This window comes from Arthrobacter sp. RT-1, assembly GCF_003367205.1.
Taxonomy (GTDB): Bacteria; Actinomycetota; Actinomycetes; order Actinomycetales; family Micrococcaceae; genus Arthrobacter.
The window spans coordinates 17,905-34,146 of the sequence record NZ_QRGQ01000016.1 but is presented as its reverse complement, the minus strand read 5'-3'; the positions used below and the strand labels follow the sequence as shown (position 1 = coordinate 34,146).

Here is a 16,242-nt window from a genome sequence, read left to right as displayed (position 1 = left end):
GGCTGGTCCGCCTAGGCCGACGCGGTGGCGGCGGGCCCGTCCCACTCCTGCGGCAGCCCGGCAGCGCCGGAGCCTGCCTCGGTGACCTCGTCGACGATCTCGTTCAGGACCCGGGAAGCGTACTTCTCCCCCACCCACAGGTGCTTGGCTCCTGCCACGCCCACCACGCGCGCCTGGGGCACCAGGCTGAACCGCTCCGCCGCCTCGGCCGGCTGCAGGAAGTCATCGTGCTCCGGCACCAGGACCGTGAGGGGCTTGCCCGATTCAGCCCACTGCTGCAGGTGCTTGTCCGTGGCGCGGTGCAGCGGCGGTGACAGGAGGACCGCGCCTTCCACCTGCGACGCAACCGGTTCCACTGCCCCATACATCAGGGCCAGTTCCGTGCCGAAGGACCAGCCCACCAGCCACCTGTTGGGCAGGCCCCGCCCGACGGCGAAGCGGACGGCGGCCTCGACGTCGTACTTTTCGCCGATGCCCTCCTCGAAGGTGCCGGTGCTTGTCCCATGCGGAGAGGCGGTCCCGCGGGTATTGAACCGCAGCACAGCAATGCCTGCCAGGGCCGGCAAACGGTAGGAGGCCTTGCGGTAGACATGTGAGTCCATGAATCCGCCGTGGGTGGGCAGCGGATGAAGGGTGATCAGCGTGGCTTGGACCGGCCCTGATTCGGGCAGCGCCAGTTCCCCAATCAGGGTATGTCCGTCGTCCGTCTGCAGCTGCACGTTTTCGCGCCGCGCGGGCAGGACCGTGGAGGCCCGGATGGGAACAGGGGTGCCGGAGGAGCTGAATTCGTACGACGCCGGATCAAAAGTCATGCATGCCAGCTTAGCGAGAGCAGGGGTCCGGCCGCTCGCGGTACTTAGCGGTAGCGGTAACTGCGCGACATCCAGCAGTTGGTGTGCCAGTGGCGCCGCTCCGCCAGGCCGGCTGCCGCCCCGAAGAGATGGTCGTCCTTCCAGACCACCAAATGCGCGACGCCGGGCAGCACCGCGGTGGAGCATTCCGGGCAGATGTAGGTCTTCTCGGCGTTTTTGGCGGTCATGGTGCGGACCATCCACTCACCGTCCGGCGCGCTCTCCCGCCGGGCGATGCCTGCCCGCGCCCGTTCCAGGTCAAGTTCAGGCACCTCGCCGCCGCCCTTCCTGCCACCGATCCGGCCGGAAGCGGCACCCTTGCCGGAGACAGGACGGCGGGGACGGTTGGAACGCGGCATGCATCCATTCTGCCCCAGCCACCCGCCGTCGCCGCGCGTCCCCGATTGCCGGCAGCGCCGTCGTCGGGATCAGCCCGGGCAGCGGCAGACGGTAGTCTGTACGGCGTGCGACTTGTCATAGCCCGATGCTCCGTTGATTATGTTGGCCGGCTCAAAGCCCACCTCCCCCTCGCCACCAGGCTCCTGCTGGTGAAGGCGGACGGTTCTGTGCTCGTCCATTCGGACGGCGGCTCCTACAAGCCGCTCAACTGGATGAGTCCGCCGGCTACCCTCCGGGTTTCCTCGCCGGAAGACGTGGACCTCGAACTGGGCGTCGTTGAGCAGTGGACCGTCCAGTCAGCCAAGACCGATGACCGGCTGATCATCAACATCCACGAAAAGCTCAGCGACTCATCGCACGATCTGGGGGTTGATCCCGGACTGATCAAGGACGGCGTGGAGGCAGACCTCCAGCGGCTCCTGGCTGAACAGATCGAAACACTGGGCACCGGGTACTCGCTGATCCGCCGCGAGTACTTCACCGCCATCGGTCCGGTGGACATCCTGGCACGCGACGCTGACGGAGCCACCGTGGCCATCGAACTCAAGCGCCGTGGCGACATTGACGGCGTGGAGCAGCTGACCCGCTACCTCGAGCTTCTGAACCGCGATCCGCTCCTGGCCCCCGTCCGCGGGATCTTTGCAGCCCAGCAAATCAAGCCGCAGGCCAAGGTGCTGGCCAACGACCGCGGGATTGACTGCGTCACCCTGGATTATGATGCGATGCGCGGCGTTGACGACAGCGAATCCCGGCTCTTCTAGAAGTACCTATCCCTCGGGCCTTTTACCGAATTCGCCCCTGACGAGGCATTTAACCCGGTCTTTACCTAAATTTTGTTTCTTTCGACGTCCAAACCGTTGACCTGCGGGAACGGGCATGAAATTCTTGTCTCAGTCTTTGTGTAGGTGTTTTTCATGCTCGCAAGACATGTTGCGAGCGCGAAGCTCCTGCAACACCGGTCCGTAATTCGGGCGGGTAATTCAGGATTCTTCTCGCGGAGTGACCAAGGCCGGCACGAGGTGTGCCGATCTTAAAAAGTTCCACAATGAGGAGAAATAAATGGCACAGGGAACCGTCAAGTGGTTCAACGCTGAAAAGGGCTTCGGCTTCATTACCCCGGATGACTCCGACGGTGATGTCTTCGTTCACTACTCGGAAATCCAGACCGGTGGCTTCAAGACCCTCGACGAGAACCAGCGCGTTCAGTTCGAGATCGGCCAGGGCGCCAAGGGCCCCCAGGCTACCGGCGTAACGCTGGTCTAGTCCCCCGCCTTTGAGCCGTCCGCGGCTCTCAGCGAAACAAATGATCCCCGGCAATTCTGCCGGGGACATTTGTTGTTAAGCCCCGTTGCGGGGTGTGCCATCACCGGCTTGCCGGCCTTTTCCCACGCTTTGGAATTGCCCTACTTGACCAATTTGCGCACCAGGCGGGCGCCCTGCGGCAGGGAAAGCCCCGGCAGGTACGCCCGGGTCAGGGCCCGGCCGATTGCGGGAAGGTGCAGCGGGTCCTGGTAGTAGAGGTACAGCGCCCGGTATTCAGGCTTGAACCGCGATTTGAAGGCCGCCAGGGAACGGAAGCCGTACACCGGTTCCAGGGCATGCCCCACCAGGTCCAGGATGCGGACCAGGTTCTGCGCACCATCCCCTGCCGTATCGCTTTCCTCACCGGCCGGTGGATGCGACTGGCCGTCGGCTTGGATGTTGTCCTTGGCGTGGGCAGGCTCCTTGGCACGGGACTCCTGGGCCTCCTGGGGGCGGCTGGCAAGCGGAGAGCCGGACAGTGAGATGACCTCCACGGAGTCGCGCAGCTCGAGCACCGCGGAGGCAATCAGGAACTCCATAACGCCAGGAAACCCTTCGGCACCGCGACGCATCACGTCAAGCGTCCTGCTGACCAGCCGCCCGCCGTCGTACACCGGAAGCCAGCTGGTCACCCCGTGGACCGTTCCGTTGCCGTCCACCGCGAGGCAGCACAGCACTTCCTCGTCGTCGAGTTCGTCCACCCCGCCAAGGGTGAATCCCATTTCAGGAACGGATTTGTTGGCCGCCCATTCCTCCGACACCTCATTCAGGCGGGAGCGCAGCGACGCCGGCAGTGCATGATAGGGGCCCCAGACCGCCTCGACGCCGAGCTTCGCCGCCCGGTTCAGCGCCGTCCGGACGTTTTGCCATTCCTTCCCCTTGAACTCGAGTTCGCGGATGGCCAGCCGGGTTTCCTGCGCCACGGCCACCCTGGCGAAGCCGCGTTCCCGCAGCGCAGGCCACACGGAATCGTCACAGGAGTACAGCGCGGGAATGAGCGCGTGGCTGCGGCAGTGCGCCAGGAATCCCTCGGTGGCTGCCTGCTGCGCCTGCCGGGGCCCGAAGGCGCCGCCCAGGGTCAGCGCCACGCTGCCGTGCTGCTGGTAGGCCACGGCTCCCTGTCCGTCGGGGCTGAACCAATACGTATTGGGTTCCCACAGCGCCATCCATGACAGCGGGCCACCGCCCTGGTGCAGCAGTTCCCGGGCCCGCGACCGGTCCTGCCGGCCGGAATCGTGGCCGTAGTGCCCGCCGATGAGCGCCCACCACACTGCAGCAAGCGCGACCACCCAGAAAACGGGCCCGGAGTAGGCAAAGAGGACAGCTTCCACGCTGTTCCGGTCAGCAAACACGCGGTGGTAGTGCTGCGGAATCGGAACCGGGACATACTGCCGGGCCAGTTCCGCGAAGAGGCCCAGCAGCCCGCCGTCGCGTGCCAGGCCGTCCGACCAGAACCAGGCTGCGGCGTAGCCGCCCGCCAGCAGGGCCCAGCAACCGCCAACCACCACAGCCAGCGTCCGCCGGGCAGTTGGCATCGTCTGCACCCTGAACTGCCGCCGGTTGAGCCAGAGGACCACAGCCAGCAGCAGGGGCACGACGACGAGCGGAAGCACATGGGCGAAGGCCGACCCCATGGGTGCCGCCTGGGGGCCCTGCGGGCGTGACGGAACCAGCGCGAACAGCGCCAGGTACACGGCCGCCAGCGCTGTCACGGCCAGCTGGATGGCGATGGCTATGTTCAGCGCGAGCCTCCGGCCGCGGCGCATCCCGTCGGCACAAATCAGCAACAGGACCACCGGAACCACGGCCAACGCCAGGCCAAAGGGACCAGCGAACCCGGCCCGTCCCGCTTCCAGGCACGAGGCTTCGACGGTTGCCCCGCAGTTGAATGCCAACTGCCCCAGCGTAGGCATTGGATTGAGGACCACGTCCCGCAGCAGCGCCAAGGGTCCGGTGGGCGCCCGCGCAATCCCCGTGAGGATGGGGCCCACAGCGAAAACGGCCACAGTAAGGGCGAGCAGGTTCCGGGTTTCGCGGCCTGTGGAGCGGTGCCGGTGCAGCTGGCCCTGGTCACCCTGGATCCACCACCCGACCAGCAGGCCAAGGAGTGCCCCCAGGAGACCGATGACGGTTTCGGCATGCCCCACGTACAGGACCAGCAGGAGCGAAATGGACACCACCGCTGTCCGGAGCCGCCGTTGCCACAGCACCGGCAGCCGCGCGCTCCCGGCCATGCCGGCAGCAAGGACCGGCCCGTAGGGTCCGATGAGGATGTCGTCCGCCATCCGGTCCAGCCACCCGTCGCCGGCATATGCGGCCAGCTGGGTAATCAGCAGGAACAGCGTGACGGCTGCGAACTGTCCGCCAAAGAACAGCACCGCGGCGGCACGCCATCCCAATTTCCGCTCAGCAAGCCCCAGCAGAACGATGATCATGAAGGAGGCTGCCAGGTACGCCAGGGGGTTGGTGGCGAAAAAGAGGCTGGTGAACAGTGACCACCAGTGGCCGGAACGGAGCCCCGGGCCACTGACCCCGGCCAGCTCCAGCAAGTGTTCAGGCGGTCCGGCCAGGTAGCTGCCGGTGACCGCCCCGGCTCCCAGGAACAGGGCAAGAACCGTCAGCGAGAAGGGCACCGACTTCAATGAGCCCAGTGCACGGAACAGCGCCGGGCGCCCCACGGTGTCCCATGCAAGGGCAGCGGTCCGGACCTGCCTCTCGGCGGTCACTTCTGCAGCCCCCATCTGTCGGCCAGGAGCTGCAGCGCATCCGCGAAACGCCGCGACGACGTGTCCCACGAATGGCCCGTGTGCTCCACTTCGTAGGCGCGGACATCGAAGCCCGCGTCCTTCGCCGCAACCGCCAAAGTGCGCAGGTAGGCAACGAACTCCGGGTCATCCTGCCCGGCAGTCAGGTACAGGAGGCTGCCGTCAAACCGTTGCTGCTTCATGATGCCCAGCGGGGTCTGCCGGTTGAACGCTTCCGGATCCCCGGGGAAGGATCCTTCGATGGTCTTCTGCCGTTCCTTGGCGATGGCGGGTTCGGCCTCTGCCGAGAAGGCCAGCGCAGCGGGAAACAGGTCGGGATGCCTCGTGGCCATCTGCACCGCGCAGGTGCCGCCGAAGGAGAATCCGCCAACAGCCCAGCGGCTGTGGTTGCTGTCGGCGGTGAGGGTATCGCTGATCCACCGGGTCACATCCTGGGACAGGTATGTGTCCGCGCGGGCTATCCGGCTGTCCATGCACATCGTGTTGGCGGACTGGGAGCCGTTCGGGTCCGGGACCACCACCACGGGCGCCAGCCCGCCATGGGAGGCGGCAAAAGAATCCATGTGGCCCTGGAGCGAACCGCCGGTCAGCCAGTCTGCAGGGCCACCGGGCTGCCCGGCAATGAGGACCAGCACGGGAAGCGCTGGGCGGTTGGGGGCGAAATAGGCGGGGGGCAGGTAGATGTAGGCTTCGCGGGTGTTCATCCCCGAGGCGGTGCCCGGGATCGCTGACTTGCGAAGGACTCCCCCTGCCGGCAACGCGCCCTGCGGGCTCCAGCCCTGGAGGGGGACGCCGTCGGACCCCCCGGCCTGGCGCATAAGGGCCGGCTCCAGCGTGGGGATACGGGACAAAGCGGTACCCAGCAGGTCGCTGATGGTCCGGTTAAGCCCGAAGTAGGCGTTGATCTGGACTGACGACAGGGCGACCACCAGCAGCGCCGCGGCGATCCCGGTCCCCCGGCGCCGCCAACTGCTCCGCGGCAGGCGCATCAGCACCAGGAGCACGGCACCAACGGCGGGGACCACCCACAGCAGGACAGCGTCAGGAATGTTTTCCGGGAAGACGGAGAAGACGTTGATGAGTGCCCAGTGCACCGTGACCACCAGGGCGAAAGCGGCAGCGGCGGCGGTGATGAGCCGAAGGATCCAGCTCCTGCCCGCGCTGTGCGGAGGAGGCAGCACAAGGTAGGCGGCGCCCGCCAGGCCGAGGACCAGGATTGCCCAATAGAGCGGGCCGTCGGTGAGCCGGACGTCAAAAAGCCAGTCCACGCCGGTTAGCGCCAGGTCCCCACGCCGATGACCGGGCCGGCCTCCAGCCAGGAGGACAGTCCCGTATAGGCGTCGAACTTCATGGCGAGCCGGAAGTCCTGGCCTTCGTAGCGGAGTTCGACAATCACGACGTCGGGCTGGACCTTGACGGCCTCAGCCTCCGTGGGTTTGCGCCGGCCAAGGAGTTCAAGGGAATGCCGCTTGAACTTGTGCTTGGGCCGGACGCTCAACGAGAGCAGCCTGAACCACTCGAGGTCGTTGTCCTGATAACGACAAACCCCCATCCGCCAGCTGTTTCCAGCCATGCAGATGGAGGCGTCCACCGTGCCGAGGGCACGCCGCAGGTTGAAGCGGCGCACCCCCAGAAGGCACAGTGCAAAGATCAGCAATCCGAAAGCGATTGCCATGGCGATGAACGGAAGACTCGGAGCGTCCATCAAGGTGGTGCTAGCGGATCCCAGCGGTAGCCGAGCCGCCCAGGTGGGCGTTGTCAGCAACAATAACCACGCGGTCGTTGTCGACGGAGAAGAATCCGCCGTCAACATCTACGGCAATACGGTCCCCGGAAACCGGCTGGATGGCCAGTTCACCTTCGGCCAGGATCGCCAGCAGGGGCGAGTGGCCGGGCAGGATTCCGATTTCACCATCGCTGGTGCGGGCCTTGACCATCTTGGCCGCTCCGGACCACACGAAGTGGTCCGCTGCGACAATCTCAACCTCAAGCTCAGCCATATTACTTGGTCTGTTCCTGGATCTTGGCCCACTGGCGCTCAACGTCATCGAGGCCGCCGACGTTGAAGAACGCCTGCTCCGCGATGTGGTCGAGTTCGCCGTCGCAGATGGCCGAGAAGCCTTCAACGGTGTCCTTGATGGAAACCGTGGAGCCTTCAACGCCGGTGAACTGCTTGGCGGTGTAGGTGTTCTGCGAGAGGAACTGCTGGATGCGGCGTGCACGCGACACGACGATCTTGTCCTCTTCGGAGAGTTCGTCAACGCCGAGGATGGCGATGATGTCCTGGAGTTCCTTGTTCTTCTGCAGGATCTGCTTCACGCGGACAGCCGTGTTGTAGTGGTCCTTGCCGATGTACTGGGGGTCCAGGATTCGGGAGGTGGACGTCAGCGGGTCAACGGCCGGGTACAGACCACGGGAGGCGATTTCACGGGAAAGTTCCGTGGTCGCGTCGAGGTGTGCGAAGGTGGTTGCCGGCGCCGGGTCGGTGTAGTCATCTGCGGGAACGTAGATGGCCTGCATCGAGGTGATGGAGTGGCCCTTGGTGGACGTGATGCGCTCCTGGAGGAGGCCCATTTCGTCTGCCAGGTTGGGCTGGTAGCCCACGGCCGAAGGCATGCGGCCGAGGAGGGTGGAAACCTCGGAACCTGCCTGCGTGAAGCGGAAGATGTTGTCGATGAAGAGCAGCACGTCCTGGTTCTGCACATCGCGGAAGTATTCCGCCATGGTCAGTGCGGACAGGGCGACGCGCAGGCGCGTTCCCGGCGGCTCGTCCATCTGGCCGAACACAAGGGCGGTGTCCTTGAGGACGCCTGCCTCTTCCATTTCAACCCAGAGGTCGTTACCTTCACGGGTACGCTCGCCAACACCGGCGAATACCGAGGTACCACCGAAGTTGCGGGCCACACGCGTGATCATTTCCTGGATCAGAACGGTCTTGCCCACGCCGGCGCCGCCGAACAGGCCGATCTTTCCACCCTTGATGTACGGGGTGAGGAGGTCGATGACCTTGATGCCGGTTTCCAGCATCTCGGTGGAGCCTTCGAGGGACGCGAAGCTCGGAGCCTTGCGGTGGATGGGCCAGCGTTCGCTGATCTGCAGTTCCGATTCGGCAACATCCAGGGGCTGGCCCAGGACGTTGAAGATGTGGCCCTTGACGCCGTCGCCTACGGGGACGGAGATCGGGGCACCGCTGTCCACCACGGACGTACCGCGGACAAGTCCGTCAGTCGCCTGCAGGGAGATGGCGCGAACGAGGTTGTCGCCCAGGTGCTGGGAGGTCTCGAACGTGATGGTCTTGGTCTCACCGTTGAGAGTAATCTCGGTGGTGAGTGCGTTGTAGATGGACGGGATTGCGTCAGCCGGGAATTCGACGTCGACAACCGGGCCGATTACGCGCGCAATGCGGCCGGTGGCACCGGACGTTGCGGCTACGTGTTCGGTAGCAGTGGCAGTCATCTCTCTCACTTCACTCAGTAGATGGCGTGGGGTTAAGTTTATCTGTGGTGCAGGTCCAGCGGATCCGAAGGTGGTGCAGGCTAGGACGCGAGGGCGTCGGCGCCGGCGACAATTTCGGAAAGCTCCTGCGTAATTTCAGCCTGGCGGGCCGTGTTGCGCAGACGCGTGTACTTCTTGATGAGGTCCGTGGCGTTGTCGCCTGCGGACTTCATGGCACGCTGGCGTGCAGCGAGCTCGGAAGCCGCTGCCTGCAGCATGGCCGCGAAAATGCGTGATTCGATGTAGCGCGGCAGCAGAGCGTCAAGAACCCTCTCGGTTTCCGGCTCGAACTCGTACAGCGGCAACAGGTCCGATTCAGAAGCTGCCTGTTCTTCCACTACTTCCAGCGGAAGCAGGCGGATGACCGTGGGCTCCTGGGTAACCATGGACTTAAAGCGGGTGTACACCACGTGGATCTCGTCCACGCCGCCCTCTTCGTAATCGGTAGCGAAATCGGCCAGCAGTGCTTCGCCGACCTCGCGCGCGGTTGTGAACTCGGGTGCGTCGGTGCCTCCGGTCCAGACCCGTGCGTATTCACGGTTCCGGAATTCGAAGTAGGCCTGCGCCTTGCGTCCGACGAGGTACGTCTTGACTTCCTTGCCTTCAGCGTGGAGCAGCTCATTGAGACCCTCCACCTGCTTGAGCACGCTCGCGGAGTAGGAACCAGCCAGGCCACGGTCCGAGGTGATTACCAGGACGGCGGCGCGGCGGATTTGCTCCGGCTCAGTGGTCAGCGGGTGGTCGATTTCGCTTTGGCTGGCGACAGCAGAAACGGCGCGCGTGATCGCGTTCGCGTAAGGCAGTGAAGCTGCTACGCGCGCACGGGCCTTGCCGATGCGCGAGGTAGCGATCAGTTCCATCGCCTTGAAGATCTTGCGCATCGACGTGGTCGAGCTGATCTTCTGGCGGTAGACCCGGATCTGGGCTCCCATACTTATCCTTTCCTAACATTCCGTAGACCGGGTCAGCCGGGCCCTTGCGGCCCGGCTGACCCGGTCAGTGGAATTAGCGCTTCTGCTTGACGATTTTTTCCTGGTCAACGTCGCCCTCGGAGATGGCGTCATGTTCCTCGTGGCCAGCGCCTACCAGGTGGTTGTCGCCTTCGCCGAAGAAGCCCTTCTTGAAGTCGATGATTGCCGACTTCAGAGCTGCTGCGGTGTCGTCATCCAGCACGTTGGTCTGCGCCAGCGTGGTGAGGATCGAGGACTTGCGGCTCAGGTGGTCCAGGAACTCGCCCTCAAAGCGGCTGATGTCCTCAACCGGAACGTCGTCCAGGTAACCGTTGGTGCCGGCCCAGATGGAAACAACCTGGTTCTCAACCGGGAACGGTGAGTACTGGCCCTGCTTGAGCAGTTCCATCAGGCGGGCGCCACGCGTCAGCTGCTGGCGGGATGCGGCGTCCAGATCCGAGGCGAACATGGCGAATGCCTGCATGTCGCGGTACTGGGCCAGGTCCAGCTTCAACGTACCGGAGACCTTCTTCATGGACTTCACCTGTGCGGCACCGCCCACGCGGGACACCGAGACACCCACGTCAACAGCGGGGCGCTGGTTGGCGTTGAAGAGGTCGGACTGGAGGAAGATCTGGCCATCGGTGATGGAGATGACGTTGGTCGGGATGTAGGCGGAAACGTCGTTCGCCTTGGTCTCGATCAGCGGCAGGCCCGTCATGGAACCGGCACCCAGTTCGTCGGACAGCTTTGCACAACGCTCCAGGAGGCGGGAGTGCAAGTAGAAGACGTCGCCCGGGTAGGCTTCGCGTCCCGGCGGGCGGCGCAGCAGCAGCGACACTGCACGGTAAGCCTCGGCCTGCTTGGACAGGTCATCGAACACGATGAGGACGTGCTTGCCGCCGTACATCCAGTGCTGGCCGATGGCCGAACCGGCGTACGGTGCCAGGTACTTGAAGCCTGCGGGGTCCGAAGCGGGAGACGCCACGATGGTGGTGTACTCCAGTGCGCCGTTGTCCTCGAGGGTCTGGCGGATGGCGGCGATGGTGGACGCCTTCTGCCCGATTGCCACGTAGATGCAGCGGACCTGCTTGGTCACATCGCCGGAAGCCCAGTTGGCCTTCTGGTTGATGATGGTGTCGATCGCGATGGCGGACTTGCCGGTCTGACGGTCACCAATGATCAGCTGGCGCTGGCCGCGGCCGATCGGGATCATGGCGTCGATTGCCTTGAGTCCGGTCTGCATCGGCTCGTGCACCGACTTGCGCTGGGTCACGCCGGGCGCCTGGAGCTCCAGGGCACGGGTGGTCTCGGCCTTGATGTCGCCGAGGTCATCGATGGGCACGCCCAGCGGGTCGACAACGCGGCCAAGGAAGGCGTCGCCCACGGGAACGGACAGAACCTGTCCGGTGCGGTGGACTTCCTGGCCTTCTTCGATGCCGGTGAAGTCACCGAGGATGATAACGCCGATTTCGCGGACGTCGAGGTTCTGGGCCAGGCCCAGGGTGCCGTCCTCGAAGCGCAGCAGCTCGTTCGCCATGACCGAGGGAAGGCCCTCAACACGGGCGATGCCGTCACTAGCGGTGGTTACGCGGCCGACCTCTACGCGTTCTGCGTTTCCGGGTTCGTAGGACGCCGCGAACTCGTTCAGCGCATTACGGACGTCGTCGGCGTTGATGGTCAATTCGGCCATCTGCAGTCCCTGCTCTCCTGTTTTGTGATCACCGTTAAGGTGACCGGGGTTTCTATCAGTTGGGTTGTGCTTGTCCGGCTAGCCGGCCAGCTGGCGCTGCAATTGGCCCAGCCTGGTGAGGACCGAAGCGTCGAGCACTTCATCACCAATCTGGACGCGGATGCCGCCAATGAGTGCCGGGTCAACGTTGATGTTGACCTTCAGTTCCCGTCCGTACATGGCATTCAAGCCCGCCTGGAGGCGTGCAAGCTGCGTCTGCGTCAGGGGACGGGTCACGCTGACCGTTGCAATCCAGCGCTGCTGCCGCTTGGCTGCCAGTTCGGCGAACCGTTGCACGAGCCGGGTGGGCTTGATGCCGCGGGGCTGGGTGACGGCCTGTGTAATGAGGACTTTTGCTTCCTCACTGACGCCGGGCACCAGCTTCTCGGCGAGCGTAGCCTTGGCGGCTCCGCTGGCCTGTGGCTCGGACAGAGCACGTTGGACCTCGTGGCTGGAGGCAACAGCCTGGTTGAAGGAGAACAGGTCATTCTCCAGCTCTTCCAGGCCAGTGATTCCGGAGGCAGAAACGGCCGACTTGTTTTCAGCAACGGAAATGACCACCGTTGCGGCAAGAGTCTCGAGTGCATCGCCGATATCCCGCGCCGATGCCCAGCGTGAACTGGCCAGTCCGCCCGCGATCTCTGCAGCATCAGCGGAGACTTTTCCGCCAACCAGCTGCCTGACCAGCGCCGACTTCTCGTCGCCGGAGCGGGACGGGTCAGTCAGGGCGCGGCGCAAGCCAGCCGAGCTGTCCACCATTCCCAGAATTCCGAAGAGTTCCTTTGCCAGCTGCAGCGACGCCGTCGGAAGCTTTGCTTCCAACGCAGCCAGGGCTGTTGCCAGCGATTCGCTCGATACGCCTGCCATTACTTAGCTGCACCTGCGTTCTGGGTCTCCAGATCTGCCAGGAAGCGGTCCACAACCCGCGCTGCACGGTCATCGTCGTTGAGCGATTCGCCCACGATGCGTCCGGCGAGGGTGGTGGCCAGGGTGCCCACCTCTGAACGCAGGGACACAACGGCCGCCTGGCGCTCGGATTCGATCTGTGCGTGGGCCTGCGCAGTGATGCGGGCAGACTCTGCAGCTGCCTTCTCCTTGAGATCCGCAAGGATCTGGGCACCTTCGGCGCGGGCTTCCTCACGGATGCGGTTGGCTTCGGTGCGGGCGTCGGTCAGCTGCTGCTTGTACTCTTCGAGTGCAGCAGACGCCTCAGCCTGGGCCTTTTCAGCCTTTGCAATGCCGCCTTCGATGGCCTCGGCACGCTCGGCGAAGGTCTTTTCGAACATCGGGACAACGAACTTGACCACGATGAACATGAGGATGGCAAAGCCCACGAGGACAACGCCCATTTCCCAGACGTTGGGAACCAGGGGGTTGACTTCGCCCTCAGTGGCGGCTGAGATGATCAGCTGATTCATATTTCACCCGTCCTTTTCTACTCGGTTCTGAAAGTTCGCTTCGCTCTAGGACTAGAGAACGAAGGCGAAGACCAGGCCGAGGATGGCGAGGGCTTCGGTCAGTGCAAGGCCGAGGAATGCGATCGGCTGCAGCACGCGCTGTGCTTCCGGCTGGCGTGCGACGCCGTTGATGTAGGCAGCGAATACGAGGCCAACACCGATACCACCGCCGATTGCGGACAGACCGTAACCTACGAGGTTGAGATTGCCTTCCATTTTTCTTCCTTTCAAGATGCCATCCATGTGGCAGGTTGTTTGGGTTGCTCTTTCCCCGTGAGGGGAAGTCTGTGTGTGCCTGGCGGCGTCCGCCGCGGGGCGGTGCCTAGTGGCTGTCGGCGTGAAGCGCGCCTTCGATGTAGATCGCAGTCAGCAGGGTAAAGACGTAGGCCTGCAGGACCATGATCAGGGCTTCAAGCATGTACATGGCGATGGCGCCTGCGAGAACCAGGACCGACGTTCCCTTGAGCAGGATGTTCTCCTGCATCACGAGGTACTCGATGCCGGAGCCGGCGATCATCACGATGAGGTGTCCTGCGAGCATGGTGGCGAACAGACGGAGGCTGTGCGTCACGGGCCGGACCAGGAAGTTGGAGATGATCTCGATCGGGATCACGATCGGAAGGATGAACCAGGGAACACCGGACGGTACGGTGGCCAGCTTGAAGTAGCGCAGTCCGTTCTTCTTGATGCCGATGGCGATCCAGGTGACGTAGACGATGCCTGCCAGCACATAGGCGCCGCCAACGTGCGAGAACGTGGGGAGCTGGATGAGCGGGATGGCACCGTAGATGTTGTTCACCAGGATGAAGAAGAACAGGCTGAACAGCAGCGGGACGTACTTGATGAAGTCCCTGCCGCCGATGATGTCCTTGGCGATTCCGTTGCGGACGAAGCCGTAGGCGGCCTCGCCGGCGAACTGGAGCTTGCCGGGAACCAGCTGCTGCTTACGTGCGGCGAGCACGAAGAAAGCGCCGATAATGACGACAGAGAGGAGGACCAGCAGCATCTGCTTGGAGAATCCTTCTGCGGCACCCCACGGCAGGATTGCCGGCAAATGCATTTCGTTAATTCCAGGAGGAGCGAACTCTCCTGAATCTTGGGCCGGGAGCGCAAGCGCGATCAACGCGTTTCCTCTCTGCAGTGTCCATCATTGGGCGTTGGGCGGGGACCGGCAGCCTGACGGCTTGCTGTTCCCCCTGTGAAATTATTTGGCATTACTGTCGCCGTCCTTGGACGGCCCGCTGGCAGCAGGACGCTCGCCAGTATTTTTGCGAGAACTGGTGAGGCCATGCATGTGGGAAAGGTAAAAACCTCCGACGGCTCCAAGCAGAGCGCCTGCGAGCACAATCCAGCGCGTTCCCCACAGATAATCCAGTCCCCACCCTATCAAACTCCAGACGATGATCCCGCCAATGATGTAGCTGAAGACAGCCATTCCGGCGTTGTATCCGCCGTCGGAGTTGTCCCCGGATACACCTGGCGCGGAGCTGCCGGATGCGCGGCTGCCGCTGGGGGCCTTACCGGGCTTCTTCGGATCACGCATCAGGAGTTTCCTTGGGTTCTGGATCGTTGTAGATCTGGAGGCGGGCTTTGCTGAAACCAAAGATTTCTGCGGCCTGCCATAAGACGACGGCGGTGACGGCCCCGGCCACGAACCAGCGGGCGTGCAGCCATTGGGGTGCGCCGACGACGAACAGGACGGCGGCGAAGCCCACAACCTTGATGAAGTAGGTGGCCACGAATACTCCGATGGCCCCGGACGGATTGCTCCGCCCCACGAAGTGGCCCACCAGGAGGCTGATTCCGAAGAACAGCATCACCAGCAGGCCGCCTGCGGAACTTGAAAGGGCACCCCCCGCTCCATCCAGCAGCGCCGCAGGAACTGCGCACAGCGCCAGGCCCGCAGCGGAGGCCGCGGAACTGAGTTTCAACAGATGCAGCCAGAGGGACCGCGTGGGACCGGAAGCACCAACGTGTCCGTGGCCGGACGCAGGTCCGGACTCGGCGTTGGAGGTCATGTCGATCCCAATCGTCGGCACCAACAGGCAGTCAGCCAATTGGCAGGTGTGTGAGGGGCAGCTTGGGCTGCCCTCAAATTCTACACGAGATAGAAATGTTTCCGCACGGCATTACGCCTGCGATTCTTCGCCCCTGCGGGCAAGGTAGGGCCAGGCGGTGACAAGTCCCATGACCAGCGTGGCGAACAGGTCCACCGAGAGGACAATCTGCCAGGGAAAGATGGCGAACGCGAGGCCGCCGAAGGACAGGACGCCGGTCCAGAGATACATCAGGATGACGGCGGTCCGGTGCGAGTAGCCGATGTCCAGGAGCTTGTGGTGCAGGTGGCCCCGGTCCGCGGACCACGGCGACCGGCCGCGGGCAGTCCTGCGCACCACCGCAAGGCCCAGGTCCAGCAGCGGCAGGAAGAGCACGGCAAACGGCAGCAGGATGGGAATCACGGTGGAGATACCGTTGACCCGGTCGTAGAGCCCGGAGGTGATCTGGCCGGTGGAGACAACACCGGCGGATGCCATCAGCAGCCCTATCAGCATGGCGCCGGAGTCCCCCATAAAGATCTTCGAGGGAAACCAGTTGTGGGGCAGGAAGCCCAGGCAGCTTCCCACGAGGACCGCCGTGATGAGGGTGGCAAGGTCCGAGTAGTCCAGCAGTACTGCGTTCCGGTGGACCCAGTAGGCCGTGAAGAAGAAAGCGGTGCCGCCGATGATGGCCACTCCGGCGGCCAAGCCGTCCAGACCGTCGATGAAGTTGAACGCGTTCATGGTGGTGACGATCAGCCCGGCTGTCAGCACTACGCGGATTGTTTCGTTTTCCAGGTAGATGGGCTCCGGCACCCAGGGCACGATGGTCATCTGGACTCCCCAGACCGCTACGGTCAGGGCAGCTGCGCTTTGGCCGATGAGCTTGACCCACCACCGGATGTCCAGCAGGTCATCCGCCACGCCGACCAGGACGATCACGGCCGCTCCCGCGAGGACGCCCCACGGCGAGAAGTTGTTGCGGTAGATGTCCTTGACGAAGAAGGACTGGCTTGCCACGATCAGCGCCGTCATGATGCCGAGGAAGATGGCCACGCCGCCGAGCCGGGAAACAGGAGTGGAGTGCATGTCGCGGCTGCGGATGGGCAGGTGCAGCTCGAGCCGGTGGCCCACCACGCGGGCGGCCCAGGTGGCGGCGTAGGACACGACGGCGGCCGTCAGGCCCATGAGCATGTACATGATCATGGGGTGCTGGTCATTTCAGGTGTGGTGGTGAAGCAGGGCACCGGCGTTG

18 protein-coding genes are annotated in these 16,242 nt (G+C 64.0%); 2 read left to right on the top strand and 16 right to left on the bottom strand.

The annotated features are described in order from the left end of the window. Positions 1 to 11 precede the first annotated feature (11 nt). Positions 12 to 812: an alpha/beta hydrolase gene (locus DXK94_RS14230; RefSeq protein ID WP_115525470.1), complete on the bottom strand. Its 801-nt coding sequence runs from the start codon at positions 810 to 812 to the stop codon at positions 12 to 14. A 44-nt stretch (positions 813 to 856) separates the two neighbouring features. Continuing rightward, positions 857 to 1,210: an ATP/GTP-binding protein gene (locus DXK94_RS14225; protein WP_079597682.1), complete on the bottom strand. Its 354-nt coding sequence runs from the start codon at positions 1,208 to 1,210 to the stop codon at positions 857 to 859. Between the two features lie 105 nt (positions 1,211 to 1,315). Between DXK94_RS14225 and nucS the strand changes: the two genes are divergently transcribed. Together nucS and DXK94_RS14215 are read left to right on the top strand one after the other, a co-directional pair. After that, entirely contained in the window at positions 1,316 to 2,011 is a 696-nt protein-coding gene (nucS, locus tag DXK94_RS14220) for an endonuclease NucS (RefSeq protein WP_079597681.1), read from the top strand. A gap of 298 nt (positions 2,012 to 2,309) precedes the next feature. After that, a complete protein-coding gene (locus DXK94_RS14215) occupies positions 2,310 to 2,513 on the top strand; it encodes a cold-shock protein (RefSeq protein ID WP_011692441.1) in 204 nt (67 codons plus the stop codon). 140 nt (positions 2,514 to 2,653) lie between these two features. On the opposite strand, the gene DXK94_RS14210 is transcribed toward DXK94_RS14215, so the two are convergent. From DXK94_RS14210 to DXK94_RS14145, 14 genes are all read right to left on the bottom strand, one after another. Beyond that, positions 2,654 to 5,293, bottom strand: a complete 2,640-nt coding sequence (locus DXK94_RS14210) for a bifunctional lysylphosphatidylglycerol flippase/synthetase MprF (protein WP_181884839.1) — start codon at positions 5,291 to 5,293, stop codon at positions 2,654 to 2,656. Beyond that, on the bottom strand, positions 5,275 to 6,585 hold the full coding sequence (locus DXK94_RS14205; RefSeq protein WP_115525468.1) for an esterase family protein: 1,311 nt from the start codon (positions 6,583 to 6,585) through the stop codon (positions 5,275 to 5,277). Before DXK94_RS14205 ends, DXK94_RS14210 begins: the two co-directional genes overlap by 19 nt. A gap of 5 nt (positions 6,586 to 6,590) precedes the next feature. Next, entirely contained in the window at positions 6,591 to 7,022 is a 432-nt protein-coding gene (locus DXK94_RS14200) for a DUF2550 domain-containing protein (RefSeq protein WP_079597678.1), read from the bottom strand. 10 nt (positions 7,023 to 7,032) lie between these two features. Beyond that, complete coding sequence (locus DXK94_RS14195) at positions 7,033 to 7,317, bottom strand: F0F1 ATP synthase subunit epsilon (RefSeq protein ID WP_079597677.1); 285 nt, start codon at positions 7,315 to 7,317, stop codon at positions 7,033 to 7,035. A gap of 1 nt (position 7,318) precedes the next feature. Further along, on the bottom strand, positions 7,319 to 8,773 hold the full coding sequence (gene atpD / locus DXK94_RS14190) for a F0F1 ATP synthase subunit beta (protein ID WP_079597676.1): 1,455 nt from the start codon (positions 8,771 to 8,773) through the stop codon (positions 7,319 to 7,321). An 80-nt stretch (positions 8,774 to 8,853) separates the two neighbouring features. Then, the gene (locus DXK94_RS14185) at positions 8,854 to 9,744 is read right to left on the bottom strand and encodes a F0F1 ATP synthase subunit gamma (protein ID WP_079597675.1); all 891 of its coding nucleotides are present in this window, start codon (positions 9,742 to 9,744) and stop codon (positions 8,854 to 8,856) included. 73 nt (positions 9,745 to 9,817) lie between these two features. After that, on the bottom strand, positions 9,818 to 11,455 hold the full coding sequence (atpA, locus tag DXK94_RS14180; protein ID WP_079597674.1) for a F0F1 ATP synthase subunit alpha: 1,638 nt from the start codon (positions 11,453 to 11,455) through the stop codon (positions 9,818 to 9,820). 78 nt (positions 11,456 to 11,533) lie between these two features. Then, positions 11,534 to 12,361, bottom strand: a complete 828-nt coding sequence (locus DXK94_RS14175) for a F0F1 ATP synthase subunit delta (protein ID WP_079597673.1) — start codon at positions 12,359 to 12,361, stop codon at positions 11,534 to 11,536. Beyond that, positions 12,361 to 12,912, bottom strand: a complete 552-nt coding sequence (locus DXK94_RS14170; RefSeq protein ID WP_079597672.1) for a F0F1 ATP synthase subunit B — start codon at positions 12,910 to 12,912, stop codon at positions 12,361 to 12,363. Before DXK94_RS14170 ends, DXK94_RS14175 begins: the two co-directional genes overlap by 1 nt. A gap of 51 nt (positions 12,913 to 12,963) precedes the next feature. Continuing rightward, on the bottom strand, positions 12,964 to 13,167 hold the full coding sequence (gene atpE, locus DXK94_RS14165) for an ATP synthase F0 subunit C (protein WP_009356484.1): 204 nt from the start codon (positions 13,165 to 13,167) through the stop codon (positions 12,964 to 12,966). 106 nt (positions 13,168 to 13,273) lie between these two features. Next, positions 13,274 to 14,074 (bottom strand): F0F1 ATP synthase subunit A, encoded by an 801-nt coding sequence (gene atpB / locus DXK94_RS14160; RefSeq protein ID WP_050054629.1) that lies wholly within the window; start codon positions 14,072 to 14,074, stop codon positions 13,274 to 13,276. A gap of 81 nt (positions 14,075 to 14,155) precedes the next feature. Continuing rightward, positions 14,156 to 14,494: an AtpZ/AtpI family protein gene (locus DXK94_RS14155; protein WP_079597671.1), complete on the bottom strand. Its 339-nt coding sequence runs from the start codon at positions 14,492 to 14,494 to the stop codon at positions 14,156 to 14,158. Continuing rightward, positions 14,487 to 14,969 carry a hypothetical protein gene (locus tag DXK94_RS14150; RefSeq protein WP_079597670.1) on the bottom strand — a complete coding sequence of 161 codons (483 nt, stop codon included), beginning with the start codon at positions 14,967 to 14,969 and terminating at the stop codon, positions 14,487 to 14,489. The genes DXK94_RS14155 and DXK94_RS14150 overlap by 8 nt, the downstream gene beginning before the upstream one ends. A gap of 111 nt (positions 14,970 to 15,080) precedes the next feature. After that, positions 15,081 to 16,193, bottom strand: coding sequence for an MraY family glycosyltransferase (locus DXK94_RS14145; protein ID WP_115525467.1), 1,113 nt, complete (start codon positions 16,191 to 16,193; stop codon positions 15,081 to 15,083). Between the last annotated feature and the right edge of the window lie 49 nt (positions 16,194 to 16,242).